Annotated in this window: 11 protein-coding genes; 8 read left to right on the plus strand and 3 right to left on the minus strand. The window is 50.5% G+C overall.

The genetic code is table 11. The features are described 5' to 3' along the window. The first annotated feature begins 29 nt into the window (after positions 1–29). On the plus strand, positions 30–1,181 hold the full coding sequence (gene ssuD / locus AC50X8_RS29105; RefSeq protein WP_494864967.1) for an FMNH2-dependent alkanesulfonate monooxygenase: 1,152 nt from the start codon (positions 30–32) through the stop codon (positions 1,179–1,181). A 124-nt stretch (positions 1,182–1,305) separates the two neighbouring features. On the opposite strand, the gene speB is transcribed toward ssuD, so the two are convergent. Both speB and speE read right to left on the minus strand, forming a co-directional pair. Next, the gene (gene speB, locus AC50X8_RS29110) at positions 1,306–2,175 is read right to left on the minus strand and encodes an agmatinase (protein ID WP_046229589.1); all 870 of its coding nucleotides are present in this window, start codon (positions 2,173–2,175) and stop codon (positions 1,306–1,308) included. A gap of 31 nt (positions 2,176–2,206) precedes the next feature. Further along, positions 2,207–3,034 (minus strand): polyamine aminopropyltransferase, encoded by an 828-nt coding sequence (speE, locus tag AC50X8_RS29115; RefSeq protein ID WP_046229590.1) that lies wholly within the window; start codon positions 3,032–3,034, stop codon positions 2,207–2,209. A gap of 370 nt (positions 3,035–3,404) precedes the next feature. Here speE and AC50X8_RS29120 point away from each other — a divergent pair, with 370 nt between their 5' ends. The 7 genes from AC50X8_RS29120 (at position 3,405) to AC50X8_RS29150 (ending at position 11,092) form a co-directional block, all read left to right on the plus strand. Then, on the plus strand, positions 3,405–5,459 hold the full coding sequence (locus tag AC50X8_RS29120; protein WP_494883078.1) for a transglycosylase domain-containing protein: 2,055 nt from the start codon (positions 3,405–3,407) through the stop codon (positions 5,457–5,459). A gap of 139 nt (positions 5,460–5,598) precedes the next feature. Next, positions 5,599–5,874 carry a hypothetical protein gene (locus AC50X8_RS29125; RefSeq protein WP_056035225.1) on the plus strand — a complete coding sequence of 92 codons (276 nt, stop codon included), beginning with the start codon at positions 5,599–5,601 and terminating at the stop codon, positions 5,872–5,874. 392 nt (positions 5,875–6,266) lie between these two features. Then, the gene (cyoA, locus tag AC50X8_RS29130) at positions 6,267–7,229 is read left to right on the plus strand and encodes a ubiquinol oxidase subunit II (RefSeq protein ID WP_494865037.1); all 963 of its coding nucleotides are present in this window, start codon (positions 6,267–6,269) and stop codon (positions 7,227–7,229) included. A gap of 24 nt (positions 7,230–7,253) precedes the next feature. Continuing rightward, positions 7,254–9,227, plus strand: a complete 1,974-nt coding sequence (locus tag AC50X8_RS29135; RefSeq protein WP_056035045.1) for a cbb3-type cytochrome c oxidase subunit I — start codon at positions 7,254–7,256, stop codon at positions 9,225–9,227. Further along, positions 9,227–9,859, plus strand: coding sequence for a cytochrome o ubiquinol oxidase subunit III (gene cyoC / locus AC50X8_RS29140; protein ID WP_494883033.1), 633 nt, complete (start codon positions 9,227–9,229; stop codon positions 9,857–9,859). Before AC50X8_RS29135 ends, cyoC begins: the two co-directional genes overlap by 1 nt. A 1-nt stretch (position 9,860) precedes the next feature. Then, positions 9,861–10,184 (plus strand): cytochrome o ubiquinol oxidase subunit IV, encoded by a 324-nt coding sequence (gene cyoD / locus AC50X8_RS29145; protein WP_056035051.1) that lies wholly within the window; start codon positions 9,861–9,863, stop codon positions 10,182–10,184. A gap of 179 nt (positions 10,185–10,363) precedes the next feature. Next, positions 10,364–11,092, plus strand: coding sequence for a peptidylprolyl isomerase (locus tag AC50X8_RS29150; protein WP_056035227.1), 729 nt, complete (start codon positions 10,364–10,366; stop codon positions 11,090–11,092). 50 nt (positions 11,093–11,142) lie between these two features. Here the strand turns inward: AC50X8_RS29150 and AC50X8_RS29155 are convergent, their stop codons facing one another. Beyond that, positions 11,143–12,129 carry a LacI family DNA-binding transcriptional regulator gene (locus tag AC50X8_RS29155; RefSeq protein WP_494883035.1) on the minus strand — a complete coding sequence of 329 codons (987 nt, stop codon included), beginning with the start codon at positions 12,127–12,129 and terminating at the stop codon, positions 11,143–11,145. Positions 12,130–12,335 lie beyond the last annotated feature (206 nt).

Raw genomic sequence — 12,335 nt, forward strand, 5'->3', positions numbered from 1 at the left:
ACGATTTTAATAAAGGAGGCCACTACGGCATGGAAATATTCTGGTTTATTCCCACACATGGCGACGGGCGATATTTAGGAACACGCGAGGGAGCGCGGGCCGTCAGCTACTCCTATTGCAAGCAAATTGCCCAAGCAGCGGATGAGCTCGGCTACAGCGGCGTTTTGCTGCCGACGGGCAAATCCTGTGAGGACGCCTGGGTCGTCGCCTCCAGCCTCATCCCCGTTACAGAACGGTTGAAATTTCTGGTGGCGGTCAGGCCCGGGCTCGTATCGCCTACCCTTGCCGCACGCATGTCCGCGACGCTAGACCGCTTCTCCAACGGTCGATTGTTGATTAATGTCGTAGCGGGCGGCGATCCCGTAGAGCTGGCTGGAGACGGCCTTTTCCTCAGCCACGATGATCGGTATGCGTTGACGGACGAGTTTTTGGAGGTGTGGCGCAAGGAGCTCGAAGGGGAATCGGTGGATTTTGCAGGCGAGCATATCCGGATCGAAGGAGGCAAGGCGCTGTACCCATCGATTCAAAAGCCCTACCCTCCGCTCTATTTCGGCGGCTCCTCGGAAGCAGCCATGGAGGTCGCAGCCGAGCATGTCGATGTGTATTTAACATGGGGCGAGCCGCCTCAGCAGGTCGAGGAAAAAATCACCCGGATGCGGAAGCTCGCAGCCGCACAGGGCCGAACACTGCGGTTCGGCATTCGCCTGCATGTCATTGTCCGTTCTACTGATGAAGAAGCATGGAAGGCTGCAAATGAATTGATTCAGCATTTAGATGAAGATACGATTGCTTCTGCCCAGCAAATTTTCGCCAGAATGGACTCTGAGGGCCAGAAGAGGATGGCGCAGCTGCACGCCGGCGACCGCTCCAAGCTGGAGATCAGCCCTAATCTGTGGGCGGGCATCGGACTTGTTCGCGGCGGCGCAGGTACGGCCCTGGTCGGAAGCCCGGACAGCGTAGCTGCACGCATGAAAGAATACGCGGAGCTGGGCATTGAAACGTTTATTTTGTCAGGCTATCCGCATCTGGAGGAAGCTTACCGAACAGCCGAGCTGCTCTTTCCGAAGCTGCCCTTAAACCTTAGGGATACCGAAAGCAACCCTTCCTTCATCAGCCCGTTCGGCGAAATGATCGCCAACAATGAAATACCGGGCGGGGAGAAGCTGTCGGCGAAGCGATGAAATGACGAAATAGCCTTCGTTTCAGAAGTAGAAATCCTGAGTCTGAATGAAAAAGAAGCTTGCCCCGGCAATCTATGCCAGAGCAAGCTTCTTTCTGATTTCAAGTGCTGCTTATATTCAAGTTCTACTTAATAAAACCAAGCAGCATTTCGCGAATGACCTTCGCCGCAACGATTTGCGTTTGCTCCGTCGGGTCGTAAGCTGGCGCTACCTCGACAAGGTCGCAGCCCACAACGTTCACACCGGAAGCCGCGATAGCGTGAACCGCTTCGATCAGCTCTTTCGATGTGATGCCGCCTGCTTCTGCTGTGCCCGTGCCCGGCGCTGCCGAAGGATCAAGCACATCGATGTCGATCGTCAAGTAAACCGGACGTCCTGCCAGCTCCGGAAGCACTTTTTTCAAAGGCTCCAGCACCTCGAACGGGTGGAAATTAATGTTCTCGCGAGCATATTGGAACTCCTCGCGCGAGCCCGAACGAATACCGAATTGGTAAATGTTTTTGCCGCCAAGCAGTCCTGCTGCTTTGCGCAGCGGCGTGGAGTGCGACAAAGGCTCGCCTTCGTAGCTTTCACGCAGATCCGCATGCGCATCAAAATGAATGATCGCAAGATCCGGATATTTCGCATACACCTCTTGGAAAATCGGCCAAGATACGAGATGCTCGCCGCCCATTCCGACTGGCATTTTGCCATCGTTCAGTACGCCGCGCACAAATTCGCCGATGATTTCAAGGCTGCGTGCCGCGTTGCCGAATGGCAGCAGCAGGTCGCCTGCATCGAAGTATTCAATCTCTTCGAGGCTGCGGTCAAGATACGGGCTGTATTCTTCCAGGCCAATCGATACTTCGCGAATGCGCGGAGGGCCGAAGCGCGAGCCTGGACGGAAGCTGACGGTGAAATCCATAGGCATGCCGTAGATGACTGCTTTGGAAGCCGCATAATCCTCAGAGCTCAGGATGAAGACGTTGCCGGAATATTTTTGATCGAGTTTCATGAGGGCTTGTCCTCGCTTTCTGTACGTTTGCTTATTTAATCAGGTCTTCCACAAATTTAGGCAGCACGAATGCCGCTTTGTGAAGGCGCGGAGTGTAATATTTCGTATCGATCTCGGCGATCGACGCTTCGTCAACCTCAAGCGGATCGTATTTTTTGCTGCCCAGCGTAAATGTCCACAGGCCGCTTGGATACGTAGGAATGTTCGCACCGTATACACGCACGATTGGGAACACTTCTTTCACATCCTTGTTGACGCTTTGGATCAGGTCCGCTTTAAACCAAGGGTTGTCCGTCTGAGCAACGAAAATGCCATCTTCCTTCAGCGCTTCGTAAATGCCTTGATAGAAGCCGCGTGTGAACAGGTTGGCTGCAGGGCCAACTGGCTCTGTGGAGTCAACCATAATGACATCATACGTGTTTTTGTGATCGTGGATATGCATGAAGCCATCATTCACGATTACTTCTACGCGCGGGTTGTCCAGCTCGCCAGCAATAGTCGGCAAATATTTTTTCGAATATTCGATAACTTTGCCGTCGATGTCAACGAGGACTGCTTTTTTCACCTTAGGGTGTTTCATGATTTCGCGAATAACGCCGCCGTCGCCGCCGCCCACGACGAGCACATGCTCAGGGTTCGGGTGCGTGAACAGGATCGGGTGAGCAACCATCTCGTGGTAAACGAACTCATCCTTCACTGTCGTCATAACCATGCCATCCAATACGAGCATCGTTCCGAATTCTTCCGTCTCAATCATATCGAGCTTTTGAAAGTCTGTTTGTTCCGTAACATAAGTTTCTTTAATCTTCGCCGTAATGCCGAAGCTGTCAGTTTGTTTCTCCGTGTACCACAATTCCATAGCGTGATATCCCTTCTTTCCGTCAATGGTTCAATCTGTATTATAGTAGAACGAGGTCAAAAAGCAACCTTTTAAACCATATCCGCCCAAAAAATTAACACTCCGCTAACATAGGATGAATATAGCCTCCCTGCTTTTTCCATACTAATGAGGAATGATCGTTCATCCGAAGGGAGCACGCTCCATGAACAAGCACAAAATCAAGCCCGCCAAGCCGTCCTTAAGACGCAAGCTTTCTGCGTTTTCTGAACGGTTTTTCCCTAGACTCCACCAGCGTCCAAGCTTGAACCGAAACCGGCGCACACAAGCGGCCCCAGCATCCGCACAGCAAGCATCCCGGCATCAGACGCCCCAGCATCAGGTACCCGGAATGGTCCAGCAGCCTACAGCCTTTTATCGATTTAAAAAATGGGCGGGGCGGCTCGCCGCGCTGTTTCTGCTGCTGACCGCCTGCTTTGTCGGTGCACTGCTGTATTTAAGCATGCAGTCGCTGCCTGCGGCATCCATAAGCCAAACTTCCCAAATGCTCGACCTGCATGGCCAGGTTATCGATACATTCCATACGGGCGAAAATCGCCGTTCCGTCCCGCTCGATCAAATATCCCCCAATCTGGTGAAGGCGACCATTGCAATTGAAGACAGGCGCTTCTACGACCACCCTGGCTTCGACATCAAAGGGCTGGGACGCGCCATCGTGGCGAATACCGTTTCGTTATCAGCCAAGCAAGGCGCCAGCACGCTGACGCAGCAGCTCGCCCGCAATTTGTATTTAACGCATGAGAAAACGTGGCAGCGCAAATTCAAAGAAGCGATCTATACGATTCAGCTGGAGATGCATTATTCCAAGGACGAAATTTTGGGCCTCTATTTGAACCAAATCTATTACGGGCATGGCGCGTATGGCATTGAGGCGGCAGCGTCGTTGTATTTTAATAAGAAAGCATCGGAATTGACGCTCGCCGAAAGCGCCATGCTGGCCGGCATTCCGAAGGGTCCCAAATACTATTCCCCATACATGGATATGAAAAACGCCAAGGACAGGCAGCTTACCATTTTGTCCATTATGGCGGAAGATGGTGTGATTTCGAAGACGGAAGCGGGTAAGGCTTATAAAGAGGTGCTGCAATTCCAGCCGCTCGGAGCCGGCAACCAGACCGGATTCGCACCGTATTTTCGCGATTATGTGAAATATTTAGCCGTAGACAAGCTCGGCATCAACGAGCAGCTGCTGAACGAAGGCGGCATTACGATTTATACAACCCTTGATCCTGTGGCGCAAAATGCTGCCGAAGCCGCCGTCGACAAGGAGCTGGCGGACAGTGACGGTCAGCAAGCAGCGCTCATCTCGCTTGATCCGCGCAATGGCTACATTAAAGCCATGGTTGGCGGGCGGGATTACAAGAACAATCAATTTAACCGCGTATTTGCGGATACACGCCAGCCCGGCTCTTCTTTCAAGCCGATTGTTTATTTAACCGCGCTCCAAAACGGGCTGTTGACGCCCATTTCACGCTTCAAAAGCGAGCCGACCTCCTTCATCTATGATGAGGGACGCAAAGTGTATAAGCCGAGCAATTACAATGACAAGTACACCAATGACTTTATTACGATGCGGCAGGCGATTGCCAGCTCCGATAACATTTACGCTGTAGATACGATTATGGCGGTCGGCGCGGACAAAGTCATTGAGACGGCGCGCAAGCTGGGCATAACCAGCCCGATGAGCCCGCTGCCATCGCTCGCGCTGGGCACCTTCCCGGTCAGCCCCTACCAGATGGCTTCGGCTTTCGCTGTGCTGGCTAACGGCGGCAAACGGGTAGAGCCGATTGCTATTACAAGAATAGAGGATCGCAGCGGACACATCTTATATGAAGCGAAGCAACAAGCCGAGCAGGTTGTCGATCCCGCAAATGCGTTCGTATTGACCAGCCTGATGGAGAGTGTCTTCGATACCGGAGGTACAGGAAATCGCGTAGCGGCCATGATTAAACGGCCTGTCGCTGGCAAAACAGGCACGACCGCTAATGATGCTTGGCTCGTTGGCTATACGCCAGAGCTGGCTACAGCAGTCTGGACGGGCTTTGACAAAGGCCGCAAGCTGACCGTTGCCGAGGCGCACCGCGCAGCGCCGATTTTCGCCGCCTATACCGAACAGGCGCTGTCGGCGGTTCCGCCGAAAATTTTTCCGATACCGGAGGATGTCGTCAGCGTCTACGTCGATCCCGCCAGCGGCAAGCTGGCAGAAGCCACCTGCTCGGCGAAGCAGCTCGAATATTTCGTCAAAGGCACAGAACCTGTCGAAGTATGCGGCGAAGCATCGGGAGAGCCCGGGGACACCTCCGTTCAGGGAACAGGAGAGAGCAAAGCTGCCGAGGAGCGAAAATCCTGGTGGAATGATTTGAAGCGCTGGTGGCAGCACGACTAATACAAAAACCTAAAAGTAAAGGCACTTCCCCTAATTTTGTCGGAAATTTGATCAAATCGTGAATTTTCTTTGAACATTTCGCATAAAGTGTGTTATAATGAGTGCAAGAAAGCACTTACAAGTAAACGGGGTGTTTATAATGACAACGAAAACAGCAACAATCAGCGACGTTAAATCTGCAACTGCAGCTAGTGTGAAACGTTTAGTAACCGCAATGACCATCATCGCTTGGACCGTTCTCTCAGTAGGCGTAGTCCTTTGCTTAATAAATCTCAGCCACTTCAGCGATAAGAACGTATGGCTTATGGTCGGGCTCGGATTTATGGTAGGCAGCGTATTTATCTACACCATTGGCACTGCCATTGGCCTTGTGCATGCAAGACGGGCCCAGCAGGCTGAAGAAGAACAGAAGTAACCGTGCTGAAGCAGCACAGCCATTGAGAACGTACAATTTAAAGCCTCACCGTCGATTTGACAGTGAGGCTTTTTATTTTTTTCAACCTATTTAATGCAGCCATAATTATGACGATAGGATTCATGCAGCAGGACAAGCCTTAGCCCGCGCAAACCGCCAAAGGACGGAGATATCCGTTTCACCTTAGATAAAGCCGGAGCTTTTTAGAGAGCCCGACAAAGACAATTGTCGAACTGGTGAACTTTCTATTACAAAAAAAAGACGAATTGTTGACGTAATTGTTAAGTCAGCAGTTATTCTCCGTAACTTCTGCTAATGTTAAGGCTAAGAGTATATCCAAGGAGTTGAACCATTTGAGACGTTATATTCGTGTATTGACACCCCTGCTCATCATGCTGATGGCCGTTCTTCTCTCTGGCTGCGGCGAGCAGTATCTGGTGCTCGATCCAAAAGGGCCAATTGGCGAGAGCCAGAAGGATTTGATTTATTTTTCAACGATCCTCTGTCTGGTTATTGTCGTGCCCGTTCTGATCTTGACCGGCTACATCGTATGGCGCTACCGTGACAAAAAAGGCAACAACGCTCCCTACCAGCCGAACTGGAATCACAGCACGAAGCTGGAGATTATTTGGTGGAGTATTCCAATTGTAGTTATCGCTATTCTGGCAATCGTAACGGTCAAGTATTCGTATGAGCTGGAGCCATCCAAGCCGATTGCTTCCGCGAAAGCACCGATAACGATTGAAGTGACCTCGCTGGATTGGAAATGGCTGTTCACGTACCCGGAAGAGGGCATATCTACAGTCAACTACCTTCAAATTCCAGAGGGCACTCCGATTCAGTTCAGACTGACTTCGGATACGGCGATGAATTCGTTCTGGATTCCGCAGCTGGGCGGCCAAATTTATACGATGTCCGGCATGGCTATGACGCTTTATCTGCAAGCAGATGAGATTGGCAATTATTATGGCTCGGGCGCCAACTTCACTGGGGAGCATTTTGCCCAAATGACCTTTAATGTGAAGGCAACTTCCGAGGATGATTATAAAGCGTGGGTTCAAGAGGTGAAGACAACCGCCCCAGCGCTGACACAAGAAGGCTTTGAGAAGCTTACTGAGCCAAGTGTTGAGACGGTGCAATCGTTCTCCTCCTTCCCTGAAGGACTGTTCCAGAAAGTCGTGATGCAATACATTGGCGAAGGCGGCTCTGCCCATCATCATGGCGGCTCCACAGCTACAGAAGAAGACACCAACAAGGATCACGACATGGATATGAGTGATATGGACATGAAAGATATGGACGGCATGGATATGAATCATGACCAAGAATCTTCAACGAACGAGCATTCACACTAAACACAAGACGAAAGGAGACGCCGCATGTTTCAGAATCTAATCGATTTCTTGCTCAATGATTTTTTCATCACTGGCGACCCGCTCATACTTGGAGCACAGGTATCCATCGGCTTGTCCATGGTTGCCGTCGTTTTCGCCCTATCGTATTTCAAAAAATGGCGCTGGCTATGGACGGAATGGCTGACCACCGTCGATCATAAACGGATCGGCATTATGTATATTATCGCGTCGATTCTCATGCTTTTCCGTGGTGGCGTCGATGCCCTGCTGATGCGGGTGCAGCTCGCTGTGCCGCAGGTAGAGTTCCTCCACGCCGATCACTATAATGCGATCTTTACAACGCACGGCGTTATTATGATTTTATTTATGGCGATGCCACTTATGTTCGGCTTATTCAATATCGTTGTGCCGCTGCAAATCGGCGCGCGCGACGTCGCCTACCCGTTCCTGAACTCGCTCAGCTTTTGGATGTTTTTCTTTGGCGCCATGCTGTTTAACGTTTCCTTCGTTATCGGCGGTTCGCCGGATGCGGGCTGGCTGGCCTATCCACCGCTTTCCGAGCTGTCAGGAAGCCCGGGTCTAGGACAAGATTTCTATATTTGGGGCATTCAGATTTCCGGTATTGGCTCCTTAGCCACCGGTATTAACTTTGTCGTAACGATTTTGAAAATGCGCGCACCAGGCATGAAGCTGATGAAAATGCCGATGTTTGTCTGGTCCGTACTTTCCTCGTGTATTACAATTATGTTTGCTTTCCCAATCTTGACCGTTACTTTGTTCCTGCTGTTTATTGACCGCTACTTCGGCGCTCACTTCTTTACGCTCGATGGCGGCGGCAACCCGATGATGTATATCAACCTCATCTGGATGTGGGGACATCCCGAAGTATATATCGTTATTTTGCCGGCGTTCGGTATTTTCTCCGAAGTCGTATCGGCTTTCTCGAAGAAAAAGCTGTTCGGTTACAAATCCATGGTATTCGCCCTGATGTCGATTAGCTTCTTCTCGTTCTTTACATGGGCGCATCACTTCTTCACCATGGGTTCCGGCGCGAACGTCAATGCTTTCTTCGCCGTAACGACGATGCTGATTGCCATTCCTACAGGGGTTAAAGTATTTAACTGGCTGTTTACGATGTACCGAGGCAAGCTGACGTTCCCAACGCCGATGCTTTGGACGATCGCCTTTATTCCTTGCTTTATCGTCGGCGGTATGACCGGGGTTATGCTCTCTGTCGCGCCTGCTGACTTCCAGTTCCACAACAGTTACTTCCTGATTGCCCACTTCCACCAAGTGCTGATCGGGGGCGTCGTATTCGGTTACTTCGCCGGACTTTACTACTGGTGGCCTAAGATGTTCGGCTTCAAGCTGCATGAAGGCCTTGGCAAATGGGCATTCTGGCTGTGGAACATCGGTTTCTACGTTTGTTTCATGCCGCAGTACGCGCTTGGCTTGATGGGGATGACCCGTCGTTTCAACGAATACAACTTTGATATGGGCTGGCAGCCGCTTAACATCGTCTCTACTGTCGGCGCGTTTATTATGGGTCTGGCGTTCCTGTTCCAAGTATGGCAAATCGCGCACAGCATCAAGTTTTACAAAAAAGAGCCAACCGGCGATTCATGGGATGGCCGTACGCTGGAATGGTCGATTCCATCTCCTGCACCGCTTTATAACTTTGCAAGAGTTCCGGTTGTAGACAGCGAGGATGCTTGGTGGGAAGAGAAGCAGCGTTTGGCAAATGGCGGAAAGCCTAAGCCGCTTGCTCCACTTGAGCCGATTCATATGCCGAAAAACTCCGCCATTCCATTTTTGATTTCCGTTTCCTTCTTCGTTATGGGCTTCGGGTTCGTATGGGATTGGAAATGGATGATTATACCTGGCGCAATCGGCGTTGCCATTTGCATGCTGGCACGTTCCTTCAGCTACGATACCGACTACTACATTCCTGTAGATGAGATCGAGCGGACGGAAGCCGCATTAGGAGGGACAAAATAATGGCACAAGCAGTAACCGGTCATGATAAGCACGGCCATAGCGGCCACGGTCATCATGACGAGCACCATGAGCATGAACATGAATCACTCAAAACATTCGGCTTCTGGATGTTTCTGATTACCGACGTTATTTTGTTCGGTACGTTATTTGCAACATTTGTCGTACTTCGACTCAGCACGGATGGCGGCCCTACGGCCGACGAAATGTTCAAGATGCCTGGCGTTATCGCCGAGACGTTCATCTTGCTTACAAGCAGCTTTACAAGCGGTATCGCTGTGCTTCAAATGCACAGAGGCAATAAGAAAGGCCTTATTGGCTGGCTCGCCGTTACCGCAGTTCTCGGTCTTGCCTTCATCTATTTGGAGGTCAGCGAGTTTATTGAGCTGGTACACGAAGGCGTAACAATCGGCACTAGCGCTTACTGGTCTGCTTTCTTCACACTTGTCGGTACGCACGGTCTTCACGTATCGGTCGGTATCGTATGGATGACCGCGCTGATGATTCAATTGTACCGTCGCGGCATTACGCCAGTAACACAGCGCAAGGTTAATATTATTAGCTTGTACTGGCACTTTTTGGACGTCGTTTGGATTTTCGTCCTCACGGTCGTCTATCTGATGGGGGTGATGTAGCATGGATAACCACAACTCGCATTCCCCGTCTCATGAATCACATGGTTCCATGAGATCCTATGTCATCGGGTTTGTATTGTCGATTATTTTGACGATTATCCCGATTGTCATCGTCATGAACGATATGCTGAGCAAGAAGCTGACGATAATCGTCATTCTGATTATGGCAGCCTTGCAATTCGTCGTTCAATTGTTCTTCTTCATGCATTTAAGAGACGAGGAAAAGCCGCGTTACAATACGATGGCACTTATATTCGGGCTCGTCATCTTGCTCACCATCGTTGCAGGCTCTATCTGGATTATGTCCTACAACGTTGTAGGTTAGCTTACGCATAACAACAAGAACCCCCGATGGCGCTCCCTGAGTGCTGGCGGGGGTTCTTGTTGTTTCGCTTTATTTTCCAATAGGGCTATAGTACACTTGGAATAGCTTTTAGCCTGATTAGACAGCTGCTACGCTGTGTCTCTACATTCATTTTAGGAGGAACCCTTTACATGTTGAAAATGAAAAGCACCAAAAAAGCTTTTTCGCTGCTTCTGCTTCTGGCAGCCATGATGCTTGTTATATCCGCTTGCGGCGCAGGAAGCGGTACAGGCAGCAATTCCAGCTCAGGAGCCGCTGGATCGGCAGCTAACGTGTCCAGCGAGTCTTCGGCACCTGCTGCATCGGCTGAGCCTTCATCCAGCCCATCAGCCAATCTGCTTGACTCGGACAAGCATCCGGTCGTAACGATTCAGATGAGCAATGACACCTACATTAAAGTTGAGCTGTATCCGGAAATTGCACCGAATACAGTTGACAATTTTATATCGCTCGTCCAAAAAGGCTATTATGACGGGTTGATTTTTCACCGTGTCATTCAAGGTTTTATGATTCAAGGCGGCGATCCGGATGGAACAGGCGCCGGCGGCCCTGGCTATTCGATTCCAGGGGAATTCACGTCAAACGGCTTTCAAAATGATTTGAAGCACACGCGCGGCGTGATCTCCATGGCGAGAACGGGTGAACCGAACTCCGCCGGCTCCCAATTTTTCATTATGGTAGCGGATGCGCCAACGCTTGATAACGAATATGCTTCCTTTGGCGCCGTTATTGAAGGCATGGATGCGGTTGATCAAATCGTCAACCAGCCGACGAATAGCCAGGATCGTCCGAATGAGCCGCTTTCAATGACGAAAGTGACCGTCGACTTGAAAGGCATGACGTTCGAGGAGCCAGAGAAAACGAAATAGTTTTGATAGGTGCATTGTATATTGTATCTGCCCTGCAACAAGGAAAGAGGCTAGCGCTGGGCGCTAGCCTCTTTATTTGTGCCAACAGAGTCGCCTTCAACCAGCGTCACATAAATTCGCTCGTTCTCGACCGGCTCTCCGGCTATGATTTTCAGCAGCTGCTCAGATGCAAGCGCTCCCCATTTATGTTTGGAATAATCAATCGTGGCCAGCTTTGGCTGCATATACGAGGCCAGCTCCACATTGTCAAAACCGATAATATGAATATGCTCGCCCACGACATAGTCTGTCTGGGATACATAGTTGTGCAGGCCAATCGCCATTTCATCATTCATGCAAAAAACAGCAGCCGGCTCTGTGTATTCAGCCAATATTTTTTTAGCTGCTTCCTCGCCGGATTCCTTGCGGAAGCTGCCTTCAATGGCTTCAAACGTCAAGTCATCGCAGCGCTCCACCGCCTGCTTGACCGCTTGCAGCCGCTGACCTGCGTCATAAGACTCTTCCGGCCCCATAATCGCATAGATTTTGCGAAAGCCCCGATCCAGCAAATGCTCCATCGCAAGTGTAGCTCCTGCCTTGTTATCAAGCAGTACCTGATTAATATTCGGGTGGTTCAGCTCGCGGTCGAGCACAACTACTTTATGCCCCAGCTCCGCGTACCGCAGCAGCTCTGTGCTATCGAACGTGGCATCGAGCACAATTGCACCGTCAATCATCCGCTCTGGAAGCATGCGATGCGAACGCTTGCCGCTGCATACAATCGTATCATAGCCTTTGCGGTGCAGCATTTCATTCACCCCTTGCAGCAAATCCCCATAAAAGGCCCCACTGAAGTCGGTCAAATATACGCCAATAATTTTAGTCTCGCGTGTCTTAAGCGTACGGGCAGCCGCATTCGGCACGTAGTTCAACTCTTTGGCTATAGCTAAAATTTTGGCGCATGTCTCCGCTGTCACCTTCGGGCTGCCGTTCAGCGCGTAGGAAACCGTCGATATCGAGACACCAGCTTTCTTAGCGATATCTTTAATACTGACCACTGCACTCTCTCCAATCTGTTACTTCGAGCGTAAACGGCTTTTCCATTCAAATGGAAAAGGCTCGTTTCGCGTAGAAATATAAGCCTGATAATAAGAGTTCTCCTTATTACCCTTAGATTTCAAGCGTAAACGGCATACGATACCTTCGGTAATTTTTGCTCGTTTCGCGTAAAAAAATAAACCGAGATTATATAAAAGCCTATTAA

This window comes from Paenibacillus sp. JT22N15, assembly GCF_059383755.1.